The organism is Flavobacterium sp. DG1-102-2 (genome assembly GCF_033042555.1).
Classification (GTDB): domain Bacteria; phylum Bacteroidota; class Bacteroidia; order Flavobacteriales; family Flavobacteriaceae; genus Flavobacterium.
Genome location: NZ_JAWLIK010000005.1, coordinates 122,071 through 148,605 on the forward strand (window position 1 = coordinate 122,071; position 26,535 = coordinate 148,605).

General features: G+C 41.5%; 24 protein-coding genes. 17 read left to right on the forward strand and 7 right to left on the reverse strand.

Translation table 11 applies throughout. The features are described from left to right. The first annotated feature begins 36 nt into the window (after positions 1 to 36). The 6 genes from R1T16_RS09230 (at position 37) to R1T16_RS09255 (ending at position 4,728) form a co-directional block, all read left to right on the forward strand. The gene (locus R1T16_RS09230) at positions 37 to 387 is read left to right on the forward strand and encodes a TM2 domain-containing protein (RefSeq protein WP_317500807.1); all 351 of its coding nucleotides are present in this window, start codon (positions 37 to 39) and stop codon (positions 385 to 387) included. After that, positions 388 to 795, forward strand: coding sequence for a DUF2752 domain-containing protein (locus R1T16_RS09235; RefSeq protein WP_317500808.1), 408 nt, complete (start codon positions 388 to 390; stop codon positions 793 to 795). Continuing rightward, the gene (locus R1T16_RS09240; protein WP_317500809.1) at positions 771 to 1,295 is read left to right on the forward strand and encodes a hypothetical protein; all 525 of its coding nucleotides are present in this window, start codon (positions 771 to 773) and stop codon (positions 1,293 to 1,295) included. Before R1T16_RS09235 ends, R1T16_RS09240 begins: the two co-directional genes overlap by 25 nt. 1 nt (position 1,296) lies before the next feature. Then, entirely contained in the window at positions 1,297 to 1,869 is a 573-nt protein-coding gene (locus tag R1T16_RS09245) for a non-canonical purine NTP diphosphatase (protein WP_317500810.1), read from the forward strand. Positions 1,870 to 1,968: 99 nt separating this feature from the next. Next, complete coding sequence (locus R1T16_RS09250) at positions 1,969 to 3,828, forward strand: DEAD/DEAH box helicase (RefSeq protein WP_317500811.1); 1,860 nt, start codon at positions 1,969 to 1,971, stop codon at positions 3,826 to 3,828. Between the two features lie 123 nt (positions 3,829 to 3,951). Continuing rightward, complete coding sequence (locus R1T16_RS09255; protein WP_317500812.1) at positions 3,952 to 4,728, forward strand: carboxypeptidase-like regulatory domain-containing protein; 777 nt, start codon at positions 3,952 to 3,954, stop codon at positions 4,726 to 4,728. Positions 4,729 to 4,730: 2 nt separating this feature from the next. Here the strand turns inward: R1T16_RS09255 and R1T16_RS09260 are convergent, their stop codons facing one another. After that, positions 4,731 to 5,399 (reverse strand): RNA methyltransferase, encoded by a 669-nt coding sequence (locus R1T16_RS09260; protein WP_317500813.1) that lies wholly within the window; start codon positions 5,397 to 5,399, stop codon positions 4,731 to 4,733. 64 nt (positions 5,400 to 5,463) lie between these two features. Here R1T16_RS09260 and R1T16_RS09265 point away from each other — a divergent pair, with 64 nt between their 5' ends. The 6 genes from R1T16_RS09265 to R1T16_RS09290 all read left to right on the forward strand — a co-directional run bounded on the left by R1T16_RS09265 (position 5,464) and on the right by R1T16_RS09290 (position 11,906). Further along, a complete protein-coding gene (locus R1T16_RS09265; RefSeq protein WP_317500814.1) occupies positions 5,464 to 5,994 on the forward strand; it encodes a sigma-70 family RNA polymerase sigma factor in 531 nt (176 codons plus the stop codon). Further along, positions 5,994 to 6,791 carry an anti-sigma factor gene (locus R1T16_RS09270; RefSeq protein ID WP_317500815.1) on the forward strand — a complete coding sequence of 266 codons (798 nt, stop codon included), beginning with the start codon at positions 5,994 to 5,996 and terminating at the stop codon, positions 6,789 to 6,791. Before R1T16_RS09265 ends, R1T16_RS09270 begins: the two co-directional genes overlap by 1 nt. 172 nt (positions 6,792 to 6,963) lie before the next feature. Beyond that, positions 6,964 to 7,650 (forward strand): NAD-dependent deacylase, encoded by a 687-nt coding sequence (locus tag R1T16_RS09275; protein WP_317500816.1) that lies wholly within the window; start codon positions 6,964 to 6,966, stop codon positions 7,648 to 7,650. Between the two features lie 126 nt (positions 7,651 to 7,776). Beyond that, positions 7,777 to 9,129, forward strand: coding sequence for an adenylosuccinate lyase (purB, locus tag R1T16_RS09280; RefSeq protein ID WP_317500817.1), 1,353 nt, complete (start codon positions 7,777 to 7,779; stop codon positions 9,127 to 9,129). A 273-nt stretch (positions 9,130 to 9,402) separates the two neighbouring features. Beyond that, positions 9,403 to 10,005: an NAD(P)H-dependent oxidoreductase gene (locus R1T16_RS09285; RefSeq protein ID WP_317500818.1), complete on the forward strand. Its 603-nt coding sequence runs from the start codon at positions 9,403 to 9,405 to the stop codon at positions 10,003 to 10,005. 2 nt (positions 10,006 to 10,007) lie between these two features. Then, a complete protein-coding gene (locus R1T16_RS09290) occupies positions 10,008 to 11,906 on the forward strand; it encodes a monovalent cation:proton antiporter-2 (CPA2) family protein (protein ID WP_317500819.1) in 1,899 nt (632 codons plus the stop codon). Between the two features lie 16 nt (positions 11,907 to 11,922). On the opposite strand, the gene R1T16_RS09295 is transcribed toward R1T16_RS09290, so the two are convergent. Together R1T16_RS09295 and guaB are read right to left on the reverse strand one after the other, a co-directional pair. Continuing rightward, the gene (locus R1T16_RS09295) at positions 11,923 to 13,854 is read right to left on the reverse strand and encodes a glycoside hydrolase family 97 protein (protein WP_317500820.1); all 1,932 of its coding nucleotides are present in this window, start codon (positions 13,852 to 13,854) and stop codon (positions 11,923 to 11,925) included. A gap of 250 nt (positions 13,855 to 14,104) precedes the next feature. Beyond that, positions 14,105 to 15,577 carry an IMP dehydrogenase gene (guaB, locus tag R1T16_RS09300; RefSeq protein WP_317500821.1) on the reverse strand — a complete coding sequence of 491 codons (1,473 nt, stop codon included), beginning with the start codon at positions 15,575 to 15,577 and terminating at the stop codon, positions 14,105 to 14,107. A gap of 234 nt (positions 15,578 to 15,811) precedes the next feature. Between guaB and R1T16_RS09305 the strand changes: the two genes are divergently transcribed. Beyond that, positions 15,812 to 16,678: a hypothetical protein gene (locus R1T16_RS09305; RefSeq protein ID WP_317500822.1), complete on the forward strand. Its 867-nt coding sequence runs from the start codon at positions 15,812 to 15,814 to the stop codon at positions 16,676 to 16,678. 102 nt (positions 16,679 to 16,780) lie between these two features. Here the strand turns inward: R1T16_RS09305 and R1T16_RS09310 are convergent, their stop codons facing one another. Continuing rightward, the gene (locus R1T16_RS09310) at positions 16,781 to 17,644 is read right to left on the reverse strand and encodes a hydroxymethylglutaryl-CoA lyase (RefSeq protein ID WP_317500823.1); all 864 of its coding nucleotides are present in this window, start codon (positions 17,642 to 17,644) and stop codon (positions 16,781 to 16,783) included. Positions 17,645 to 17,769: 125 nt separating this feature from the next. After that, positions 17,770 to 18,801, reverse strand: coding sequence for a quinone-dependent dihydroorotate dehydrogenase (locus R1T16_RS09315; protein ID WP_317500824.1), 1,032 nt, complete (start codon positions 18,799 to 18,801; stop codon positions 17,770 to 17,772). Between the two features lie 125 nt (positions 18,802 to 18,926). Between R1T16_RS09315 and R1T16_RS09320 the strand changes: the two genes are divergently transcribed. The 4 genes from R1T16_RS09320 (at position 18,927) to R1T16_RS09335 (ending at position 25,678) form a co-directional block, all read left to right on the forward strand. Continuing rightward, positions 18,927 to 19,544: a hypothetical protein gene (locus R1T16_RS09320; protein ID WP_317500825.1), complete on the forward strand. Its 618-nt coding sequence runs from the start codon at positions 18,927 to 18,929 to the stop codon at positions 19,542 to 19,544. A gap of 57 nt (positions 19,545 to 19,601) precedes the next feature. Next, entirely contained in the window at positions 19,602 to 23,750 is a 4,149-nt protein-coding gene (locus tag R1T16_RS09325) for an ATP-binding protein (RefSeq protein WP_317500826.1), read from the forward strand. 102 nt (positions 23,751 to 23,852) lie between these two features. Continuing rightward, positions 23,853 to 25,094 (forward strand): peptidase T, encoded by a 1,242-nt coding sequence (pepT, locus tag R1T16_RS09330; RefSeq protein ID WP_317500827.1) that lies wholly within the window; start codon positions 23,853 to 23,855, stop codon positions 25,092 to 25,094. A 2-nt stretch (positions 25,095 to 25,096) separates the two neighbouring features. Then, complete coding sequence (locus tag R1T16_RS09335; RefSeq protein WP_317500828.1) at positions 25,097 to 25,678, forward strand: YdeI/OmpD-associated family protein; 582 nt, start codon at positions 25,097 to 25,099, stop codon at positions 25,676 to 25,678. 79 nt (positions 25,679 to 25,757) lie between these two features. Here the strand turns inward: R1T16_RS09335 and yajC are convergent, their stop codons facing one another. Both yajC and R1T16_RS09345 read right to left on the reverse strand, forming a co-directional pair. Next, the gene (gene yajC / locus R1T16_RS09340) at positions 25,758 to 26,045 is read right to left on the reverse strand and encodes a preprotein translocase subunit YajC (protein WP_317500829.1); all 288 of its coding nucleotides are present in this window, start codon (positions 26,043 to 26,045) and stop codon (positions 25,758 to 25,760) included. Positions 26,046 to 26,048: 3 nt separating this feature from the next. Continuing rightward, positions 26,049 to 26,534 (reverse strand): DUF1573 domain-containing protein, encoded by a 486-nt coding sequence (locus tag R1T16_RS09345; RefSeq protein WP_317500830.1) that lies wholly within the window; start codon positions 26,532 to 26,534, stop codon positions 26,049 to 26,051. Position 26,535 lies beyond the last annotated feature (1 nt).

Here is a 26,535-nt window from a genome sequence, read left to right on the forward strand (position 1 = left end):
GTTTTACTTTGAAAATAAACCAAATCAATTATTAAAATGGATCCACAAAAAGTAGACCTTTACTTAATGAACAATGCAAAGTTCTTCCCATCAAGCAACGTGCCTTTTATACGCGAAAGAATGATCGCCATGGACGAATCTAAATGGGGAATGATTCACTCAATAGAACTTAAAGACCCAACCGTAAGCCTCATCGTATCTATACTTGTAGGCACCTGGGGTATCGACCGTTTTATAATCGGCGATACAGGCCTCGGCGTTGCAAAACTGCTTACCTGCGGCGGCCTTGGTATCTGGACGATTGTAGACTGGTTCCTTATCATGGACCTTACGCGCCAGAAAAACATGCAGAAGCTGAACATATACCTTGATATGTACAAATACTAAATGACAAGAAACAGGCTATACCTGATGCTTGGGCTGGGAATAGCAGCCGGATACGGCTGGGTTATATGGTCATCGCAAAACGATGCACTGCATAGCGATCTTACCCCCTGCCTGTTTAAGAATGCAACCGGTATAGCCTGCCCCTCTTGTGGCAGTACACGATCTGTACTACTGCTGTCACAAGGCTATTTTTCAAAAGCTCTGCTGCTCAACCCGCTTGGCATTTTCATGGCGCTGATCATGGTCATTGCCCCTTTCTGGCTTTTATATGATATTGTGCTTAACAAAGACACACTCTATTATAATTACAAAAAAGCTGAAGACACCATCAGGATAAAATGGGTCGCCATCAGCCTCATCCTATTAATTATACTGAACTGGCTATGGAACATACAGAAGGGTCATTAAAAAACAAACCGCTCATTTATCCTTACGAATATGAGCAGGCATCCAAAAGCTACCTTATGGCCGTCGTTGCCATTATTGCGGGTATTCCGCTGCCTGTAATCAACCTGATCGCATCCATAGGCTATTACCTCGCCTACCGAAAATCAACATATTTTGTGCGGTGGCACTGCATCCAGTCAGCTATCGGGCAGGCACTACTGATTCCTTTTAACAGCATTGCGATAACGTGGACAGTCAAAAATATCTATTACAATTCAGAAAGACTTTTCAGCAACGGTTCAGATAATATAGATTTAGATGCTATTAATTTTTTTCAGGTAACCTCATCTTATTTCTTTCCCTACATTACCTTTGTAATACTTTTAAACATTGCAGAATTCATTATAGTTATCAGAACAGCATCACGTGTTGCTAATGGAAATAACGTGCGCTGGTGGGGCATTGCCCGCCTGACTGATATGATTTGCAGTAAAAAAGACCGTAATCCTTATACAATATAACATGAAGCTGGTATTTGCATCCAACAATAAAAACAAGATACAGGAAATAAAGCATCAGCTGCCTGCCGACATAGAACTTTTAAGCCTTGAAGACATAGGCTGCCACGAAGACATTCCTGAAACTGCCGATACGATTGAAGGCAATGCCATACTTAAAGCCAACTATGTTACTAAAAACTACGGCTACAACTGCTTTGCCGACGACACAGGCCTTGAAGTTGATGCGCTTAACGGTGCGCCGGGCGTATATTCGGCACGTTATGCAGGCGAACAGAAAGATGCCAACGATAATATGGATAAGCTTTTAACGGAACTTGACGGCAAAACCGGCAGGAATGCCAACTTTAAGACTGTTATCGCTTTAAACCTTGACGGGCAGCAGCACCTCTTTACCGGAATTGTAATTGGGACCATTACCACCGAAAAACACGGTACAAGTGGCTTTGGATACGATCCCGTGTTTAAACCTAAGGATTTAGACGTCACTTTTGCGCAAATTTCGCTCAGCGAAAAGGCACTCTTAAGCCATCGCGGAAGGGCTGTAGCACAGCTTATAGAATTCTTAAAAAGCTAACAATCTGATTTTCAAATATATTTATTAAAATAAAACTGTAAAGTCTATTAGTTTATCTCGCTAATAAACAGTACCTTTGCACCTATTTTAAAAATATATATGAACAAATTTGAACAATTAGGATTGAATGAATCGCTTCTGAAGGCGATAACCGATCTAGGATTTGAGAATCCGTCAGAAGTGCAGGAGAAAGCGATTCCCCTATTATTGGAAAAAGACACAGATATAGTAGCGTTAGCCCAGACGGGTACGGGGAAAACCGCTGCTTTCGGTTTTCCGCTTATCCAAAAGATAGATCCTGAAAACAGGAACACCCAGGCGTTGATCTTATCGCCTACACGTGAGCTTTGCTTACAGATCACAAATGAGATCAAACTTTACTCTAAGTACATTAAAGGCATAAACACAGTTGCTGTTTATGGTGGTGCAAGCATTACAGAACAGGCAAGAGACATTAAACGCGGCGCACAAATTATCGTAGCTACTCCGGGAAGGATGCAGGATATGATTAACCGTGGCCTTGTAAACATCTCTAAAATTGATTTTTGTATTCTTGATGAGGCAGATGAGATGCTTAACATGGGCTTTTATGATGATATCGTAAACATCCTTTCTACATCTCCTGAAGACAAAAGCACGTGGTTATTCTCGGCTACAATGCCGCAGGAAGTTGCACGTATCGCTAAAGAATTCATGAGAAAACCTCTTGAAATCACTGTAGGACACAAAAACTCTGGTTCATCTACGGTATCTCACGAATTTTACCTTGTAAATGCACGTGACCGTTATGAAGCGCTTAAGCGTTTAGCTGACTCTAACCCGGACATCTTCTCGGTTGTATTTTGCCGTACTAAAAGAGATACCCAGGCAGTTGCCGAAAAACTTATTGAAGACGGATACAGCGCTGCAGCACTTCACGGTGACCTTTCTCAGGCACAGCGTGACTCTGTAATGAAGTCGTTCCGTGGAAGGCAGATACAAATGCTTGTTGCTACTGACGTTGCTGCAAGGGGTATTGACGTTGACAACATTACACACGTTGTTAACTACCAGCTTCCTGACGAGATAGAAACTTATAACCACCGTAGCGGACGTACAGGACGTGCAGGTAAACTGGGTACTTCCATCGTTATCATCACTAAAAGTGAATTACGTAAAATATCGGCTATTGAAAGGATCATCAAACAGAAGTTTGAAGAAAAAACGATCCCTTCAGGAATGGAGATCTGCGAAATACAGCTTTTCCACCTTGCCAACAAAATAAAAGACGTAGAGATAGACCACGAGATAGACGCTTACCTTCCTGCCATCTATGAAGTAATGAAAGATCTTACTAAAGAAGAGCTTATCAAGAAAATGGTATCGGTAGAGTTTAACCGTTTCATCAACTACTACAAGAAAAACCGCGACCTTTCTGCTCAGTCTGCAGGAGAAAGAAGCGACAGAGGTGTAGCAAGAGGAAACGACAGCGGCGCAACACGTTACTTTATCAACATAGGTTCAAGAGACAATTATGACTGGATGAGCCTTAAGGATTTCTTACGTGACACCCTTGGCCTTGGCCGTGACGACGTGTTTAAAGTTGACGTTAAAGAAGGTTTCTCTTTCTTTAACACCGATGCAGAGCACAGCGAAAAAGTTCTTGACATCCTTAACAGCTTCCAGATGGATGGCCGCAGGATAAACGTTGAGATCTCTAAAAACGACGGAAGAGACAACAACGGCGGACGCAGAGACCATAACAATCGTGGCGGTGGCGGCTTCAACAGAGGCGGTGGCGACAGAGGCGGTTTTGGTGGAAGAAGCGGCGGCGAGAGAAGCAGCGGTGGCGGTGAGAGAAGAGGCGAATCTTTTGGCGGAGGCCGAAGCGGAGCAAGAAACTCAAGCCCGGGCGGACGTCCTCCAAGAAGAGGCGACTCTAGTTCTTCTCCAAGTGAGAGAAGGCCGAGAAGAAGCTAAAATTCTTTTAGATACTATACTTGTTTAATTTTTTTTGGTTCAATCAAAAAAAATTAAACAAGTTCACATACTAACTACAAAATATCCCGTTTGTTTATTACTTTTACAACACATAAACATTCAATGAGATATTTTGTAGTTTTTTTATTGGCCTTACTTTCTTTAAGCTCATTTGCCCAGGGTACTCAAACGACACCTGACAAGGTATCGGGTATCATACTAAACGAGACAACACTACAACCCATTCCGGGCGTTAGCATTATCAACATTAACCGCGTTAAAGGCGTGGTTACAGACCATAAAGGTGCTTTTAGCATAGAGGCACAGGCTAATGACACCCTGCACGTTTCACTTGTAGGCTATCAGGCGGTTAAGGTACGTGTATCTAACGACTGGGTAAAATTTAAGAATGTTACAAAAATATCACTTACAGAACGCGCTTACACGCTTGAAGAAGTAATTATAAGCAAATACAACCTTACTGGCTACCTGCAGGTAGACTCAAGGCTTGCCCCTGTACGCGAAAACTACCGTTATAGTATTTCAGGACTTCCGCAAGGCTATGAAGCCGGGGAAAACTCGCCGAGTGCATACAAAAGAATTGTAAGCTCAATGTTTAACCCTGCCGACTTACTGCACAATACCTTCGGTAAAAAGCCTGCTGAAATGCGAAGGTTAAAGGATATGAAAAAGGACGATACTGTGCGTAACGCCCTTTCTGAGAAATTTGACCGCGAAACGCTTGCTGCACTTCTTGGCGTAGACAAAAATGAAATAGCAGAGATCCTTGAACGCTGCAGCTATTCTGAAGAGTTTGTACGCACTGCAAATGACCTCCAGATTATGGACGCCATAAGCGGCTGTTATGAGGAGTACAAAGCGCTTAACCGCAAAAAATAAACCTATACCGTTTCTTCCAGGTAACGCTGCGTGATGTAATCAATATCTTTTATTGATTTACGTGCCCAGTCGATACGCTTTTCCAACATCTCCTCTTCGGTAAGATGCCAGTTGATATCAGAGTTACGCAGGCGCGTGCTCAGGCTCTGGATGATAATTGCAGCAGAAGACGATACATTAATACTTTCGGTAAAACCAAACATCGGAATCTTAAGGAAACCATCAGCACGGCTCAGCACTTCTTCCGATAATCCTAACCTTTCGGTTCCAAAAAACAAGGCAGCCGGCTGGGATATATCAAAATCCTCCAGAAAGCATGACTCTTCATGAGGCGATGTTGCAATAATGCGGTAGCCTTTTGCTTTAAGGTGGTCTATACAGCTTTCGGTATTGCTGAACCTGTTTACATCTACCCACTTTTGGGCACCCATGGCAATCTCTTTGTCAATTGTTTTTCCGTATTTTTCCTCAATTACATTCAGCTCCTGAAACCCGAATATCTCGCAGCTTCGCATAACTGCACTGGTATTATGCAGCTGGAAAACATCTTCTATCGCAACGGTAAAATGTTTGGTACGGCGCGACAATATGTCTATAAATTTATCCCTGCGGGTTTCGGTAATGATAGTTTCAAGATAATTTAGGTAATGTATATCAAACGTATTTTTCATTCGTAAGAGTTGCCTTTAGAATTTTTTATTATATATTAGATGTGCCTAACCAACTAAAAAAAGTATGACACAGGAAGAATTACTTGAGCAAATTTACAAAAAAGACAGTAACGCCTTTACCGCACTGTATGACATGTATTCCAAAAGCCTTTATGGGGTTATCTTTAACCTGTTGAAAAACAAGGAAGAATCTGAAGATGTACTGCAGGAAGTTTTTGTGAAAATATGGAAAAACATAGATTCTTATAACGAAAGTAAAGGACGATTTTTTACGTGGATCCTTAATATTGCAAGGAATAGCACTATAGACAGGCTTCGTTCTAAAGATCACAATAAAAATTTAAAAAACCTCTCCGTTGATAATTTCGTACATATCCTTGACCACAATGCCACGGTAGTCAATAAGATAGATGCCATTGGTATTCGTGAGTTTGTGAAAAAACTGAAACCTACCTGCGTACGCATTATCGAGTTATTATTTTTCAAGGGCTACACACAACAGGAAGCCTCTGACGAACTCGCTATGCCGCTTGGTACGGTAAAAACACAAAACAGGAATTGTATTAACGATTTAAGAACCATATTAGAGGTATAATGGAAGAATTTATCAACTCAGGGATTTTAGAGCTTTATATCTTTGGTGTTACCACCGAAGAAGAAAATAAAGAGGTGCAGGAAATGGCTGCAAGACATGAAGAGGTGAAAGCCGAGATCCTGTCGATAGAAAAAGCTATCGTAAACTTGTCATACAGCGTCTCGCCGCATTTATCGCCGGACGTGTACCACAGGATACGCAAAGAGCTTATAGAGAAACATTCAGAAGAATCTGGTGTAATCCAGCTGCAGCCAAGCAGAAGCAGCGGAGTATCGGGCTATATAGGTTGGGCGGCTGCTATCGTATTGCTTTTTGGCTTAGGTATACAATATTATATGTATGAAGGCGAAACAGGAAAAGTACAGTCGGCAAACAAACAAAGGGATAAGTTTGAACAAATGGTTGCTGCCATAGAAAAGGAGAACAACATCCATAAGGAAAAACTGGATCTTATACGTGATAAGAACAACGTGGCAGTACCGCTTGCGGGTCAGGAAGTTGCCCCGAATGCTTACGCTAAAATGTATGTGAACAATGCTAAAAAAGAGATCTATGTGGATATAGCAGGTTTACCTGAAGCGCCGCAGGGAAAAGAATACCAGGTTTGGGCATTAATGCTTGATCCGCTTACTCCTACCAGCATTGGGGTGCTTACTAAAGAACAGATTGCCGAGAACAAAGGCATCATAAAAGTGGATAATTTTGATGGCGTACAGGCCTTTGGTATCACACTTGAGCCTGTCGGAGGTAGCGCTTCCCCTACCATGGAGCAGCTGTATACTTTAGGAAAAGTGTAAGACTATAAGCCACAGGGTTGCAACAACAGCCCCGGCTTACTAAACATAAATAAAATTGAAAAGTGCACTTTTGTGAAAACAGGAGTGCACTTTTTTTATTATCTTGTTTTTTAAATCAGAGATGCAGTATGCTGCGTCTCTGCCAAATAATATAGGTTCAAATAAATTAAAAATGAAAAAAATTGTCATACTATCCGGTGCCGGTATGAGTGCAGAAAGCGGAATCAATACCTTTCGTGATGCCGGAGGCTTATGGGAAGGCCATGATGTTATGGAAGTGGCATCGCCCGAAGGCTGGCGCAAAAACCAGGCACTGGTGCTGGACTTTTACAACAAACGAAGGCAGCAGCTTTTTGAAGTGCAGCCCAATCAGGGACACATAATAGCCGCTGAACTTGAAAATGATTTTGAGGTACACATCATTACACAAAATGTAGACGACCTGCACGAGCGCGCCGGAAGCACTAACGTATTGCACCTGCATGGTGAACTCCTTAAAGCCCGAAGCATATATAACGAAAATGACATCATTGAGTGGAAAACCGACATAAACGTTGGCGACCTGCATACCGATGGGCATCAGCTGCGCCCGCATATCGTGTGGTTTGGCGAGGCAGTCCCTGCAATTGAATATGCGATAGATATCGTTAAAGAAGCCGACTATATTATAATTGTAGGCACCTCAATGCAGGTATATCCCGCAGCAGGACTGGTTGATTATGTACGCCCAACTACCCCCATATTTTATATTGATCCTAAACCGGCAACTATTCCATACCTAAGTAACTCAATTGAGGTTTTGCCAATGACAGCAAGTGAAGGAATGGAAGTTGTGAGGGAGAGACTAAAAAATAAATAACAGCTTTACGGAGCGTAACGAAGACTTTAAATCTACCCTTTATCACTCCAAATAATGTTACCCTCATTTCTTTATTCCACCCAAAAACCTTACCTTCGCGGCTTCTAATTTTGACACTTAAAAACAATGCAAAATTTATCTGAACTGAATGCCATTTCGCCTATTGACGGACGATACAGAAGCAAAACCGCACCTTTAGCAGGCTATTTCTCTGAAGAAGCCCTTATAAAATACCGCGTTCTTGTAGAGATTGAATACTTTATTGCGCTTTGCGAACTGCCTTTACCGCAGCTTACAGGTGTAGACAAAAGTGTTTATGGCCTGTTGCGCGAACTTTATAAGAATTTTTCAAGCGAAGATGCGCTTCAGATAAAAGAGATCGAGAAAACTACAAACCACGACGTTAAAGCCGTGGAATATTTTATAAAAGCAGGTTTTGAAAAACTTGGCCTTGATGCTTACAAAGAATTCATACACTTCGGGCTTACTTCTCAGGACATCAATAATACAGCAATTCCGCTTTCTACTAAAGAAGCGTTTGAGAACGTATACCTGCCATCGCTTATCGCGGTTATCGCCAAGCTTAAAGAGCTTAGCGTAGAATGGAAAGACATCCCGATGCTTGCACGTACCCACGGACAGCCGGCCTCTCCTACCCGCCTTGGCAAAGAAATACTTGTATTTGTAGAACGCCTTGAGGAACAGCTTCGTTTGCTTTTCAACGTTCCTTTTGCGGCTAAATTTGGCGGTGCTACAGGTAACTTTAATGCGCACCACGTAGCATATCCGCAAAACGACTGGAGAAAATTTGGTAACGATTTTGTAGAGGGCACACTTGGGCTTAAGCACTCATTCCCTACTACGCAAATTGAGCATTATGACCATTTTGCAGCGTTCTTTGATGCCCTTAAACGCATCAATACTATTCTTATCGACCTTGACAGGGATATCTGGACGTATGTATCTATGGATTACTTCAAACAAAAGATAAAAGCTGGAGAAATTGGTTCATCGGCTATGCCGCACAAAGTGAACCCTATTGATTTTGAAAACTCTGAAGGTAACCTGGGTATTGCTAATGCTATTTTTGAACACCTTTCGGCTAAACTGCCTATCTCAAGGTTACAGCGTGACCTTACTGACAGTACTGTACTAAGAAACATAGGTGTACCAATGGGCCACACCATCATTTCTTTTGAAGCTACCCTTAAAGGACTGAATAAGCTGCTTCTTAACGAAGATAAGTTTGCCGAAGATCTTGAAAAGAACTGGGCAGTTGTTGCAGAAGCTATTCAGACGATACTTCGCCGTGAGGCTTATCCTAATCCTTATGAGGCTTTAAAAGACCTTACAAGGACTAACACAGTTATCAATAAAGAAGCCATACAGAACTTTATTGGCAACCTTAATGTTAGCGATGCGATAAAAGCTGAACTTATGAATATCACTCCGGCTAACTACCTTGGTATAGACGCATAAAAAAGTTTATTGATCAGTTGCAGTTTCCTGAAAACAGCAAAGCTGAATTATATAAAAAAGTACAAAGAGACGTAGATTGCTGCGTCTTTTTTTTGAATAAGATGGTCAGAATTAGGGTAAAATTGTAAAACATAAATTTAAAATTTATAATAATTTTATGATTAAAAACTCTGACTATCCCTGAAAACACCAATGATAGCTGAATATTTTTTGTTATATTGCAGATGCCCGAAACGGCTTAATTGTTCTTAATAAATCTAAACAGGCTATTTTATGGCTAATAAAATCCTGATATTATTCGCCCACCCGTTATTCGAAAAATCGAACGCTAACAGCGCGCTTGTCAGCCACATACCCGATTCTCCCAATATAACCTTTCACGACCTTTACCAGGAATACCCCGAATTTGATGTTGATATGAAACGTGAGCAGGAACTGCTCAACATGCACGACATTATAATATGGCACCACCCCATGTATTGGTACAGCTGTCCGCCGCTTTTAAAGCAATGGATAGACATTGTACTTGAGCATGGCTGGGCATACGGAAAAAACGGATTAGCCCTTAAAGGCAAACTTTTATTGCAGGTTATTACTACCGGAGGCCGTAAAGAAAACTACAGCACAACGGGCCGCGACTTTTTTACGATTCCGCAATTGCTGGAGCCTTTCTGCCAGACGGCAAAAGTGTGCAACATGACCTACCTGCCGCCTTATGTACTGCACGGAACGCACTCCATGAGCGATGAACGTTACCTGAAAAACGCCATACAATACGGACGTTTACTTGAACATCTTGAAAACAAGCCTTTTGAAGCTAAAGAGCTAGAGGGTTTTCTCTATTTTAATGACTGGTTTAAAACAAAACTCACGTAATTATGCAGGACGGATTTTTCTTTCAGGCTATAATATACCTTACCGCAGCCGTGGTATGCGTACCTATTGCTAAAAAAATAGGGCTGAGTTCTATTTTAGGCTACCTTTTTGCCGGAATCATCATTGGTCCGTACGTATTAGGATTTGTAGGTGAAGAAGGCCAGGATATCATGCACTTCGCCGAATTTGGCGTGGTAATGATGCTGTTTCTTATCGGCCTGGAGCTTGACCCTCAGAAATTCTGGCGTATGCGGCGTTTTATAATCGGCATGGGTACATTGCAGGTTGTAGGCACGGCGGCAATCTTATTTATTGCGTGTTCGCTTGTATTACGTTGGGAATGGCGTACAACGCTGGTGGTATCACTAGCGCTTACGTTATCATCCACAGCTATCGTAATGCAGACATTAAAAGAGAAAGGACTTACCAAGACCTCTATGGGGCGCTCCTCTTTTGCAGTGCTATTGTTTCAGGATATAGCCGTAATTCCTATCATGGCGATACTTCCGCTTCTTGCCGAAGCTCATGGCGCTGTTGATGCTGACACTATAAACCAATCACTGATATCAGACTTTGAAGGATGGCTGCAAACGCTTATTGTGCTTGGGGCAATAGCTATGGTATACGTTGGCGGACGTTTTCTTATCGTGCCCCTACTGCACGTGGTTGCCAAAACAAGGCTTCAGGAACTCTTTACCGCATCAGCGCTATTGCTTGTAATGGGTGTTTCGTTCATGATGCAGCTGGTAGGACTGAGTCCTGCATTAGGGGCATTCCTTGCCGGGCTTGTATTGGCCAACAGTGAATTCAGGCATGAGCTTGAAGGCGATATAGCACCGTTTAAAGGACTGCTTTTAGGGTTGTTCTTCATAGGTGTAGGCGCGTCTATAAACTTTACGCTAATTGCAGCTGACCCTGCCTTTATCATCATCTTCACAACGATATTCAACAGTATCAAGTTCTTCGTATTGTTAGCGGTAGGAAAGATCTATAAAAAGAGCTCCGACCAGAACCTGCTTTTTTCTTTCGCATTAAGCCAGGCGGGCGAATTTGGTTTCGTTATCCTTGGCTTTGCCATACAGCTTAACCTGCTGCCGGTGGAGCTTTCTAACCAAATGATGGCTGTAATTGCTATAAGCATGGTGGGCACGCCATTCCTGCTGCTTATCAACGAAAAATGGATTGACCCTTATTTTGGCGTAAAAGAAAAAGAACCCAAGAATAAGTACGACAACATTGATGAAAATAACGACGTGATCATTGCCGGTTTCGGAAACTTCGGGAGTACCATAGTGCGCCTGTTGAAAACTAACGGTATACTGCCTACAGTACTGGACATGGACTCCGACAGGGTAGATTCGCTGCGTAAAATGGGTTTTAAAGTGTATTATGGCGATGCATCAAGGCTGGAACTTTTAAAGGCTGCAGGCTGCGAAAATGCAAAGCTCTTTATTGCCGCAATTGATAACCCGCGCGTAAACCTTGAAGTCGTAGAAATAATCAAAAAACATTTCCCTCACCTTAAAATACTTGCCCGGGCACGTAACCGAAGCGATGCGTTTGAACTTGTAGATATGGGTATCAAAAATTTCTACAGGGAAAACATGTACAGCGCTGTACACTTAGGTGTAGACGCCCTTATAGAAATGGGCCACAGACGTTATACGGCAACACGCCAGGGACAACGATTTATAAAATACGACGAAGAGTCAATCTTAAGGCTGGCCGAAAAACGCCACGATAAAAAAGCATTCCTGATGTCTACCCTGGAAGAGATAGAACTACAGGAGCAATTGCTGCGAAATGACCTGTATGCACAGCTTGGCGCAAACGACCATGCCTGGGAAAGCACCGCCCTCAAAGAAGAAGTCAAAGAGGACGGTGATGATGAAGAGGGCTGATGTAATGGTTATCTTTTTACTTCACAAACTGAATGATAAATCCTCCTTTTGGAGCAATTGTAAGCGGCAATCCTGCAGCCACAGGATAAGTTTGTGTTTTAAAGTCCATTAATGGGTCGTTCCCTTCAGTAATTACCCTGAATTTAGAGAAGCCTTTTCCGTATTTTGCAAGATCCAGCTTTACAGGCAAGTTAGTATTTGTGCCATTTATCCCCACGATATACGACAACGAACCTTTTTGGCGGTAAAGCACCAGTGCTTTTCCCGGTTCGGCGATAACTGCTTCCGTAGTATCCCAGGTAGCAGGCATTTCTTTGATCAAATCCTTAACAGGAACAGGCAAAGCATCAAACACCTCTTTAGAGTCGGCAAAATGAATAATACCCGAAGTATAGATCATAGCCATGGCAAGTTCATGAACTCCTGTATTTAAACGCGGATATTTCCTCATGGTCAGCGCAAAAGGCGTATAATCCGCAGGGCCAGCAACATTTCTTGTAAAAGGCAGAACAGTATTCTGTTCCGCGGCCTTTTCAGGGAAACGTGGCTCATAAAAATAACTTTCAGTTCCTAATATCGCTTCAGCGGTCATAAAATTTGGCCAGGTTCTGTGCCAACCCCGCGGAATAGTCGTTCCGTGAAGGTTAACCAACAGACGTTCTTTAGCTGCATCTTCAAAAACCGATTGCAATGCTGCCAATACTTCCTGCCTGTCCGAACACCAAAAATCGATCTTCACTCCTTTAACCCCCATTTGAGCCAGCTGCCTGAACCTGCTTTTTCTCTTTACAGGTTCAAAATATTCTGATGAATAGCCCCACACTAACGGTTTTATCCCCTTAGCTGCAGCATGGTCTATAATTTTTCCGTCGCTATTGGCTTTTTCCCAGCCTGCATCAAAAAGTGTATATTCAAAACCAAACGAGGCTGATAAGTCTGTAAATTCTTTGTATATCTCCGGAGAATGATCGTCAGGATGCGACCACCATGACCACCCTGCTTTACCGGGCTCAATCCACGAGGTATCTTCAATTTTAGAGGCCGGAGCCAAATCAGTGATCAGGGTAGACAGTAAAATATCTCCGGCATTGTCGCCAACGATAATAACCCTCCATGGCATAACCCATGGCAGGCTTGCTTCCGGCCACACATTTACTTTATCAGCTAACGGAAGGGTGTATTTCTCATCCTTTTCGGCGAAGGCCATCTTGTACATGCCTCCTGATGAATCAGGCTGTAAATGGCAGCCCGGAAAAGAACCGTCAGTACCCGACTCTGCAATAAGTACCCAGCTTTTAGTATCATTTACATTGAAAAGGGCAGGCATGCACCACCCATTAGAAGGGTTACGTTCACCATTTACAGGGTCACCAGGCTTTACATTCACATAAAAATCTTCGTAGCCGGGCGTATAATCGCCGGCTTTATTATATGGCTGCAACCAGCCTTTTGCAGCTGCATCAATATGGAATCCTGTAACTTCTTCTTTTATCTTGCGCGATTTGCCTTCCGAATCCGGGAAGCGGTAGCGAAAAGCCACACCTTCATCTCCTGCAGCAAGGTCAAGCACCATCGTTGCTCCCTGCTTATTTTTAAACGTGATGCTTTTACGATTAAAAACATGGTCTATATTTTTGTAGCTACTCACCTTTAATTCATACTGTTCCCTTTTTTCTTCGATAGGCGAAATTCCGGCAACAGAAAGCCCGGACGTAAAATCCTGGTCGTCGCAGCTAAGCCCAAGTGGCGAATCCTGAATTATTGGTTTACCGCCGTGTGTTACTTTATAATAGGGTGCCCCTTCCTTATCCAGCCAAACTGTAATTTGGTTTGAATCATGCTTTGACTTTACATAAAGTGACTTTTCTGCCACTTTGCAGCCCGTAAACATAAAAGACACTATTAGGAAAAGCAAAAAAGGGAAACGGGAAGTAAATCGATTTTTCATTGGTAACTTGATTATAATTTAAAGAATACACTATTCTATACTATTCTATTTTAAAAATCGAATTTACATATTTTTTTTACGCTACAATATAAAATTGAAAATTTTAAGCATTAAATTTTAAATTATATTCAAAATTGGTCTCCTTCGGCGATTACTATGAAATAACTCAAAATCCATTTATCGCATAAAAAAAGGCACAAGCTATAAAACTTGTGCCTTTCGACTTTATTGACTTTAGACTAAGTAAGTCTTACCTTGAATAGTTAGGCGCTTCTTTAGTAATTGTTACGTTGTGAGGGTGGCTCTCAGCAATTCCGCTTGACGTTAAACGTACAAAACGGCTTGTTTCCTGAAGTGTAGGGATATCTTTAGATCCGCAGTAGCCCATACCTGCACGAAGTCCGCCAACAAACTGAAGCATACTTTCAAAAAGTTCGCCTTTATAAGGAACGCGGCCTACGATACCTTCTGGTACCAGTTTCTTAACGTCGTCTTCAACATCCTGGAAGTAACGGTCTTTAGAGCCTTCTTTCATCGCCTCTACAGATCCCATACCACGGTATGATTTAAATTTCCTTCCTTCAAAAATGATGGTCTCACCCGGAGATTCTTTAGTACCTGCAAGCAGCGAACCAAGCATTACACAGTCGGCTCCCGCAGCAAGTGCTTTAGGGATATCACCAGTGTAACGGATACCACCATCGGCAATTACAGGAACACCTGTACCTTTTAGGGCAGCAGCCACTTCAAGTACCGCAGAGAATTGAGGGAAACCAACACCGGCTACAACACGTGTAGTACATATAGAACCCGGTCCGATACCAACTTTTACAGCATCTGCGCCATTTTCTGCAAGGTAAAGGGCAGCTTCAGGAGTTGCAATGTTACCTACTACCACGTCAAGTTCAGGGAATTTTGCTTTTACTTCTTTTAATACAGTCACAACACCTCTTGTGTGTCCGTGAGCCGTATCAATAATAACAGCATCAACACCTGCATTTACAAGAGCTTCGGCACGCTGGACCGCATCGGCAGTAACACCCAGAGCAGCAGCAACACGAAGTCTTCCGAATTTATCTTTATTAGCTATCGGTTTCTGGGTCAGTTTAGTAATGTCCCTAAAAGTGATAAGCCCTACCAGTTTGTAATTATCATTTACAACAGGCAGTTTTTCAATTTTGTTTTTCTGAAGGATGCCTTCTGCAACCTGAAGCGTAGTGCCTTCTGCGGCAGTGACCAGGTTTTCAGTTGTCATTACTTCAAGTATAGAGCGGTTATTGTCTTTCTCAAACCTAAGGTCACGATTAGTAACAATACCTTTAAGTGTCCCTTCTGCATCAACTACAGGAATACCACCGATACCAAACTCACGCATAGCGTTTTTAGCATCGCCGATGTTTGCTGTAAGCGGAAGCGTAACAGGATCTATGATCATTCCTGATTCAGCTCTTTTTACTTTACGAACCTCAGTTGCCTGCTGTTCAATCGTCATGTTTTTGTGTAGAACGCCTATTCCGCCTTCGCGAGCCATAGCAATTGCCATTGCGCTTTCGGTAACAGTATCCATCGCTGCAGATACAATAGGAACGTTAAGGGTTATGTTTCTTGAGAACTTAGACTGAATGCTAACTTCGCGTGGTAATATTTCAGAGTAGTTAGGTACTAGCAGGACATCATCGTAAGTAAGACCTTCGCCGATGATTTTATTAGTGTGTGCTTTCATGCTGCAATTTGTAGTTAAATTGCGTGCAAATATAACACTTTTTTAGGAATTGTAAAAGTACAAATACGATAAAATGTTTTTATGACAATATAGAATATATTTATTTTGTTATTATAACGTTTTCTTCATTATTCATTTAAATCAAATATTAAATATGATCGAATAACTCAAAGAAAATAGTGCTGCCAATTGCTATTATAAATTTTCGTTTATTTGATCAACAATATAATTAAAATGTATAAAACACTAACCATACTACTCGCAATCTTCTGTTTTCAATCCATACATTCCCAAAAAAGACTCGTTTCATGGAGTCAGCAAAATATAGAAAATTATAATCAGGATATGTTTGACGCTGCTCAAAGACTTACACCGGCAGAGTTACTTGAGAAAAATATAAATGATGAATACTGGAGCGAAGTGTTCTTAACCTTAAACGCGTCGTTAAACAACTATACTAAAGAGGCTGATTATAAAATAGAGTTAGCAGAACAGATAACAAATAAAAAAGAGACAAAGCTAAAAGGAACAGGAAGATTAATCATCTGGGAAAGAATTGTTACCGGAGACATCCTGTTTGAAGGAAAGGGATTGGTTATGGACAATGATTTATTTACAGTTGCCGGAAGAGCGAACCAAATCCTGCAAAGTCTTACACACAAAGATTTCGGCTCTGTAACGATTACTACAACAAGTGCAGAACTTGAAAAATTGAAAATAAAATGGTTAGATTATATTTCCGGAAAGCCTGTTGAAGAATACAAACATGTAGACACATCAAAAGGGAGAATTCCTGAAATATGCAGTTTAGATGCTGCCCATGCGCTTATTATTTCTCTTCAGGATAGTGCTGAAAAAGATGTACTCACTAAGAAATGCCTAAAAGACATCTATAATCTTGAGGAAATGCCTTCTGATAAAAAATTACCTGCTAATTATTGTAATCCTGACACATACACATACGGCTACCTGGGTATGCTGTTTGGAGACGATAAAAAAGATACAGCTAAAGATGCAAAATGGTGGTTAAAATTTTGGAACGACAATAATAAAAAATTAATCTGGAATACCGAAAAAGGAATTTATCAGGCAAAAAAATAATCCCGGAAAAAAATTATTCTATGATACAAATGAAATTGAAATAGTCAGAATACTTCACGGCAGCATGAATATTAAGGGAAAGATTAACTAGTGATAACCCTGTTAATGAAACTCCCCAAATAATTTCGTCGCTTCGTTATAAGCGCTTTCAAAACTCATCGGGTGCATATTAGTGTCAGCCTTGTTTGCTGTAAAATAAGATAACATACGTTCTGTAGGCATATTTCCGGTAAGGTCGTCTTTTGCCATCGGGCATCCGCCAAAGCCCTGAATTGCGCCATCAAAACGCTTGCAGCCTGCTTTGTAAGCCGCATCTATCTTTTCAAACCATTTGTCCGGTACGGTATGCAAATGCGCGCCAAATTCGATGTTTGGGTATTTAGGAATAAGATTAGCAAACAGGTATTCAATAACATCTGGCGTAGAGCTGCCTACGGTATCGCTTAACGAAAGAATCTTTACGCCCATAGCGGCAAGCTTCTCGGTCCACTCCCCTACGATCTCCACATTCCATGGATCACCATACGGATTACCAAATCCCATTGAAAGATAAGCCACGACTTCTTTATTAGAAGCATCGGCAATATTCAGTATTTCTTCAAGAGTAATTATTGATTCTGCAATGGTCTTATGGGTATTACGCATCTGAAAGTTCTCTGAAATTGAGAACGGATAGCCTAGATAGCGTATCTCAGCATGCTGTGAAGCCAGCTGTGCCCCCTGCGTATTGGCTATTATAGCCAGCAGTTTGCTCTCGGTCCTGGAAAGGTCAAGCCCTGCAAGCACCTCTGCTGTATCCTGCATTTGCGGAATGGCTTTAGGTGACACAAAACTACCAAAATCTATTGTATCATATCCTATCCTTAAAAGCGACTGGATATAGTCAATTTTCTTTTTTGTAGGTATAAAAGCCTTGATGCCCTGCATGGCATCTCTTGGACATTCGATAATTTTAATCTTTTCCATAAAGGTTCAAAGATAATAAGAATTCGCTTATTTACGAAAACGTTTTCTTTAAAGAGTTACTGAGTAGTTTAGCGGTTTAGCACTTATGTTTCCCATTAAGCCTAAAAACCTCAGTCACTCCGCAACTAAGCCCCTTTCAGCAGCCTTTTGTTAATATCTCTTATAAGCGCCGGGCCTTCATAAATAAAGCCGGTATACAACTGTACAAGGCTTGCCCCTGCTTCCAGTTTTTCTATGGCATCTTCAGGGGTATGAATACCTCCCACCCCAATGATTGGGAATGCTTTATTACTCTTTTCAGACAGGAACCTTATAACCTCGGTAGAACGTTTGGTAAGCGGTTTACCACTCAGTCCGCCCATTTCGTTTTTATCGGGAGATACAAGACCTTCACGTGAAATTGTTGTATTAGTTGCAATAACACCTGCAATCTTGGTAACCTTAACAATATCTATAATATCAAGTAACTGGTCATCAGTAAGATCTGGCGCTATCTTAAGCAGGATAGGCTTTTGTTTTGGCTTGGCCGCATTTTTATCCTGAAGCGTTTGCAGCAGGTTAGTCAGCGGTTCTTTATCCTGAAGCTCTCTCAGGTTAGGTGTATTTGGCGAACTCACATTCACCACAAAGTAATCTACATGATCATAAAGTGCATCAAAACAAATCTCGTAGTCGCTCACGGCATCTTCATTTGGAGTAACCTTGTTCTTACCAATGTTACCACCGATAAGCACGTGTCCTTTTCCTGAAGGATTCTTTTTAAGGCGCTCTACAGCTTCCTGTACACCACCGTTGTTAAAGCCCATACGGTTAATGATGGCGCTGTCTGCCTTTAACCTGAATGACCTCTTCTTAGGATTTCCCTCTTGTGCCTTTGGCGTTAGCGTACCAATCTCTATAAAACCAAATCCAAGGTCTGAAAACTCCTTAAACATCTTTGCATCTTTGTCCATACCTGCCGCCAGTCCTACCGGATTTTTGAATTTTAGCCCAAAAACCTCGCGCTCAAGGCGTGGGTCTTTTACTTCATACAACGACCTGAACAAAGCCGGAAATCCCGGGATACTGTCAAGGAAACGAATTGATGAAAAAGTAAAATGGTGTATTTTTTCCGGGTCAAAACGGAAAAGTATCGGCCTTAGCAAGGATTTGTACATATAAGATTGTTTGGATTGCAAATTTATAAATTAGATGCCATATTAAAAATTAAAGTGTAAAAGTTATTAGATTTGATAGACAAATAAATTATTAGCTGATAAACAGATAAATAAATTTACAGGCGATGCTAAAAGATATCTTTCTAAATCTGGTTACTAAATACTGTAACGATCTTGAAACCGCACAACGCTTGTGGAATGAAATTGAATCTCAATACAGCTCACCCAAGCGTTCCTATCACAATCTCACACATCTTAAAAACATGTATACTCAGCTTGAAAACTGCCGTGAGCAGATAACAGACTGGGACACCGTACTGTTTTCACTTTTCTATCATGATATCATCTATAAAGTAACATCAAAAGACAATGAAGAAAAGAGTGCTTTGGCAGCCATTAAGGCACTTACACTAATCAATTACCCTAAAGAAAAAATAAAAAATTGCGGCGAACAGATCATTGCTACTAAAAGCCACGACATGAGCCCGGATAATGACACCAACCTTTTTATCGATGCCGATATGGCTATCGTAGGTGCACCAACAAAAGATTATATAAACTATAGTGAGCAAATCAGAAAAGAGTACAGCATATTTCCCGACTTTATGTACAACCCGGGCAGAAAAAAGGTTTTACAGCATTTTCTGGAAATGGATTACATTTTTAAGACCTTGCATTTCAGAGAAAAATTTGAGGAACATGCCCGAAAAAATTTATTAGCAGAACTGGAAAAGCTTTCGTAAAATTTTAACATTCTTATTTGTTAACTTTGGTTAGGGCTTGCCTGTAACCACCTCACTATGCATGACATAAAAGATAAAAATACGCACCCGGATTTTCTTACTTCCGAAGGCCAGCTGGGCGAAATGATACGTCATTTTAACTGGTCGGCAACTTCGCTTGGGCCACTCTCCCATTGGCCGCAGAGCCTAAAGACTACCATAAATCTTATGTTGAATTCTAAAAATCCTATATGGATTGGCTGGGGGCCTGACAATACATTTTTGTATAATGACGCTTACATAGATGTGCTGGGTATTGATAAACACAGATGGGCGCTTGGTAAACCTGCATCGGTGGTATGGGAAGAAATCTGGGATATTTGCGGACCTTTATCGGATAAAGTGTATAAAGAAAGTAAGTCGACAAACAATGATGATGTTCATTTGTTCATGAAACGTGGCAGCTTTTTAGAAGAGGTATTTTATTCCTTTTCGTATAGCCCCATTTTTGATGAATTTGGTAAAGTGGCAGGCTTGTTTTGCCCTAATTTTGAAACGACCGGAAAAGTACTGAACGCCAGGAGAAGCCTCACGCTGGCAGAACTCGCAGCAAAATCACTGATAGAAAAAACGGTTGGCGCAGCATTTGAATCGGCAGCGGCAACAATACAAAAAAATAATGCCGACATTCCATTTGCCCTGTTTTACCTGCTTAACAGCGAAGGAAAAAAGGTAAATATGGTACAGCAGGCAGGTATAGAATTTACAGGTTCTGAACAATTTCCTAAAGAATTTACCCTAAAAAGTGAAATTCAGCTTACAACGGTCATTAAAACCGGAAAATGGCAAACCTTTGAGCTGCAAGACAACGAGCTGCTGATTAAAGGACAGGCATGCCAGCCCGTTACAAATGCCATAGCCCTGCTGCTGACTACCACCGTGAACAAAGCGGCAGGAATCCTGGTTTGCGGTATAAACCCTACACGCAGGCTGGATAAGGACTACATGGCATTTTATGAAGCTGTAGCTGCAAATATCTCTGCCGCCATACAAAATGTTGATGCTATTGATAACGAACGTAAAAGACTTGAAGAATTAGCCAAAATAGACCGTGCCAAAACTGCCTTTGTGAGTAACATTAGCCATGAATTCAGGACACCGCTAACTTTGATGCTTGGCCCGCTTGAAGAGCTCACAACCAATCATGACCTTGATGGGCATAAAAAGGAGATAGCCGAGACCGTACATCGCAATGCGCTGAGGCTACTAAAACTCGTTAATACCTTGTTAGACTTTAGCCTGATGGAAAGCGGAAAATTCAGGGCCCGGTTTACCCCTGTTGATCTCGCATCCGTTACAGAAAATCTGGCATCTAACTTTAGTTCTATTACCCGAAAGGCAGGCCTCGAATTTATCGTGAAAGCTTCGCCATTATCCCAACCGGTTTATATTGACAGGGATATGTGGGAGAAAATTGTATTTAACCTGCTTTCCAATGCTTTTAAATATACCCTAAATGGCAGCATCACAGTTACGATAACACAAGATACTAATAATGCAATACTGACAGTTAGCGATACCGGCCTAGGCATACCAAAAGGCGAAATGTATAATATGTTTAGCCGCTTTCATCGCATACGCAATGCCGGTGGCAGAAGTTATGAAGGATCGGGCATAGGTTTATCGATGATTAAAGAGCTGATCTTACAGCATGGCGGCTCGATTTCGGTAGAAAGCACAGAAGGGAAAGGGAGCACTTTTAGTGTTGCCATTCCTTTTGGAAAAGCCCACCTTGATATCGAAAACGTATATGAGGAGATGCAGGAAATGCACGCAAATCCCATAAATCATTACCTTACAGAAGCAGATGCCATGGCAGATATGGCTTCGGGTACGTTTGCCGATATCAACATGACGCCCCAGGAAAACGTAGATACTATTCTCGTTGCTGATGACAATGCCGATATGCGCAGGCACCTAACTTCGATATTATCAAAGGAATATAGGGTAATTACTGTAGCAAATGGAGCTGAGGCACTCGATGCCATATACAAAGAAAGGCCATCGTTGCTGCTAAGCGATGTAATGATGCCGGTAATGGATGGCAAAGAATTACTTCGCCAGATTAAAAGCGATCCGGAAATAGCACTGCTGCCTATTATATTTCTAACCGCCAGGGCTGGTGAAGAATCAAAAATTGAAGGGTATGAAACGGGAGCCGATGATTACCTGGTAAAACCATTTTCGGCAAAAGAACTCCTGGCACGTATCCGGTCGCAGATAAAGATCATTAAAGCAAGGGACAATGCCTCAAGGCAGATTAAAAACCTTTTCCTGCAGGCACCTGTTGCCATCTGCGTATTGCGCGGCAGGAACCTGATCGTGGAAATTGCCAATGAAAATATGCTGAAGCTATGGAACAAAACAGCGGAAGTGATGATTAACAGGCCGCTGTTTGAAGGACTGCCGGAAGCTGCTGTGCAAGGCTTTGATAAAAAACTTGCAAATTCATATAATAACGGAAAAGAATATATAGAGGAAGAATCACACTTTTATTCTGTTACCAATGGAATAACACAGGAAATCTTCGTAAAATTCATCTATCAGCCCATACTGCAGGAAGATGGAGAAGTAAAAGGCATTGTAGTACTGGCACACGACATTACCCCGCAGGTTATTGCCCGTAAAAAAATTGAAGAAAGCGAATCAAAATTCCGAACACTTGTCAAACTCGCCCCTGTTAGCATCATCATTTTGAAGGGCAAAGACCTCGTATACGATACCGCAAATGACGTTTACCTGGGCATACATAATTTAAAACGGGAAGATGTACTTGGCAAAAAGATATTTGACCTTTTTCCGCACTTTAAAGATCACCCTATCGGTATAGATATGCGTTATGTTTTTGAGACAGGTAATACAGTACACAGGCCATTACGCCCCGTGGAGTTTAATTACAACGGGGTAAAAAGGATGCGCTATTTTACATCGGCCTACCAGCCGTTAATGGAAAACGGAGTGCCGGCAGGTGTTATATCCATGGTAACCGAAATAACAGAGCAATACCTTGCTCAAAGCGCAAAGGAACAAAGCGCGAAAGATCTTAAAATGATTCTTGAAACCATGCCGCAGATAACTTTTACTGCGTCTCCTGACGGTATGATAAAGTATTTTAACGACCGTTATTTTGATTATACCGGGCTTACACCGGAGCAGGCAAAAGGCATGGGATGGAAACCTGTTATTCATCCAGACATGCTGGATGTCGTGTATTCTAACTGGATGCGTGCCATGCAAACAGGTGAAAAACATAATGATATCTTTTTACTGAAAAGAAAAGACGGAGTGTACAGATGGCACATGTCTCGCACGATTGCGCTTTTAAACGAGAACGGTGGAATAACAGAATGGGTGGGCACACTAACCGATATTCACGACCAGAAAAAGTTTGAGGAAGAACTTGAGGCAATGGTAAACGACAGGACACAAAAACTTAATACGTCTAACAAATTGCTTGCGCTGAAAAATATAGAACTTGAAAAGACCAATAAAGAGTTGGAATCCTTTAATTATGTTGCCAGCCACGACCTTCAGGAGCCGTTGCGAAAGATACAAACCTTTATAAGCACCATTCAGGAATGGGATTTACGGGGCGAAGCTGCGCAACGGTACATGGATAAGATCTTCAATTCTGCCGCAAGGATGTCACAGCTTATTCAGGATGTTTTGATGTACAGCCGCATATCGGAAGAAAACCAGTTTGTGGAGACCAACCTCAATACCATAATTAATAACGTACTTGCTGACTATGAGCTGCTCATCTCAGAAAAAAAGGCAGTGATTATAAAAGATGACCTGCCAAATTTAATGGCCGTTCCGCTACAAATGCACCAGCTGTTCTCTAATCTTATAAGCAATGCATTAAAATACAGCAGCGATGCCCCTGTTATTGAAATTAAGGGCGAAATCGTAGAACACGAAACCGACCAGGGGAAGATAATTGACTGCCTGCAGATAACTTTTAGTGATAACGGTATCGGGTTTGAAGAACAGTATAGCGAACAAATTTTTAAGCTCTTCCAGCGGCTGCATGCTAAAACCGAATATACAGGCACCGGAATTGGCCTTAGTATCTGTAAAAAAATCATAGAACAGCACAAGGGTACTATCACCGCACATTCGGCATTGGGCGAGGGCGCAACATTTATAATGAAAATTCCCGTTTAAGTTTTTAAAACAGAATATCGATTACAGAAAACTTCTTAAAAAATAACCGCTAAACAGCGCAAAATCGTAAATTTGCACTTTAAATTAAAAACAAAACTAAAGATGCAGCATATTATAGATCGTTTTATCAGCTATGTTACTGTTGATACCGAATCGGATCCAAACTCACCAACTACTCCAAGTACAGAAAAACAATGGAACCTTGCAAGACAGCTTGTAGAAGAGCTTAAGGCAATTGGCATGGAAGATGTAACGATAGACGAGCATTCGTATGTTATGGCTACCCTTCCATCTAATGTTGATCATGAAGTGCCGGTTATTGGTTTTGTTTCGCATTTTGATACTACTCCCGATTTTACGGGCGCTAACGTAAAACCACAGATCATCCCTGATTATGATGGCGGCGATATCATCCTGAATAAAGAACTTAACATTGTGCTGTCTCCCGGTTATTTTAAAGATATGCTTCAGTATAAAGGCCAGACGCTTATTACAACCGATGGCACTACCCTTCTTGGCGCTGATGACAAAGCCGGTATTACTGAGATCGTTACCGCTATGGAGTACATGATACAGCACCCTGAGGTCAAACACGGAAAAATACGCATCTGTTTTACGCCAGACGAAGAGATAGGCCGTGGTGCCGACTTATTTGACGTTGAAAAATTTGGTGCCGAATGGGCTTACACCATGGATGGCAGCCAGATAGGTGAACTTGAATATGAGAACTTTAATGCTGCCGGAGCTAAGATCACTTTTAAAGGTATCAGCGTTCACCCGGGTTATGCAAAAGGTAAAATGATTAACTCCATGCTTTTAGCTAACAGTTTCATCAGCCAACTGCCTACCGGAGAAGTTCCTGAGAAAACTAAAGATTATGAAGGCTTCTTCCACGTAGTGGGCATTACCGGAAGCATTGAAGAAACTACGGTACAGCTTATTATCCGCGACCATGACCGTGAAAAGTTTGAAGCTCGTAAAGTTACAATCCAAACGATTACCGATGGCATAAACGCCGAATACCAAAAACAATTTGGCGGTGATGTGGTTATTCCTGAAGTAAGGGATTACTACTACAACATGAAAGAAAAGGTTGAGCCTGTAATGCATATCGTTGACATTGCAGAGAAAGCGATGAGAGAACTTGGCATTGAACCGCTTATCAAACCTATACGCGGAGGGACAGACGGTTCAAGGCTTTCGTACATGGGGCTTCCGTGTCCTAACATATTTGCAGGCGGGCATAACTTTCATGGTAAGTATGAGTACGTTCCTGTAGAAAGTATGCAAAGGGCTGTAGACGTTATTGTAAAGATAGCCGAGCTTACTGCCGAAAAGAAATAATAATGGATCCCGAAAAGAAACATACCTGGGATAAAAACAGTAAATGGCCTGAAGAACTGGAGCTGTTAAAAAGCATCATAAACAAAACAGGACTGACTGAAACCACCAAATGGGGAGGCACCGCCTATACTTACAACGGAAAGAATGTGCTGGGCATAGGTGGCTTTAATGATTTTTTTACCATTTGGTTCTTTAAAGGGGTGTTTCTTAAGGATGAGAATAAAATATTGGTAAACGCACAGGAAGGCTTAACGAAATCGTTGCGCCAGTGGCGTTTCGCAACAAAAGGAGAGGTAAACGAACAATTGGTGCTTCAGTACATTAATGAGGCTATCGGGGTAGAAAAGGCAGGGCTTGCCGTAAAGCCTGAGAAGAAGCCATTGATAATCCCTGAACGCTTACAAGCGGAGCTTGATGCTTCAGTAGAATTATCTGAAGCTTTTGCAAAATTCTCTCCTTACAAACAAAAGGAATTTGCAGAGCAGATAGCAACCGCTAAACAGGAAAAGACAGTACTGGCACGCCTGGAAAAAATAAAACCCCTTATCCTTGAAGGCAGGGGGCTGAATGATAAGTACAGGTAAGTGTTCAGTTTGCAGTCGCAGTAATCAGTAACAAGAAAGCATAAAAAAATCCCAACCTTACGATTGGGATTTTCTTTTATTATTTAACCTCTTTAGCAGGGGCATTTAATTTTTGGCTTAGTTCGTTAGATATAGCCGAACGCTCCATTTTAAGCTTTCCTGCCATTGTCTCGATCACTACAGAATCTGCTGCAATTTCAGCGATTCTTCCGTGGATACCACTTTTAGTGATGATTTTATCTCCCACTTTTAAATTAGCTTCAAACTCTTTTTCAAGTTTCTGCCTTTTTTGCTGTGGCCTAAGCATTAAGAAATACACTACGACAAACATTAAGATTATCGGTGCAAATTGTCCTATTTGTCCCATATATTAGTGTGCTGCAGGCGCTGTTACACCAATACCTCCGGCTTTCGGAGTGATGTTTGCCTTAAATTTAAGAGTTTCTGTTCCTGTTTCTGTATTCATCATAACTGTAACCGTTTTTTCCTGGTTACCGCTTTTACCTGCTGAATTAAAGATAACTTTGATATCTCCGGTTTCTCCCGGTTTGATAGGTGTTTTAGTGAAATCAGGCACTGTACATCCGCAGCTTGGTTTAACATCGCTTATTACAAGGTCTGCCGTACCGCTGTTAGATACTTTATACGTGTGTTCCACTTTATCACCTTCTGCAACAGTACCAAAATCAAATTCCATTGCATCAAATTTAGCTACAGGAATTTCACCGGCTTTAGCGTGGGCAATCTCAGCTTGTTTAGCTGTTTCATCATCTATACGCAGCGCTGCGTTTTCTTTTTTGCATGCTGTAAGCACTAAAGATGCTATGGCAAGCATAGCGGCTGTTTTTTTCAACATA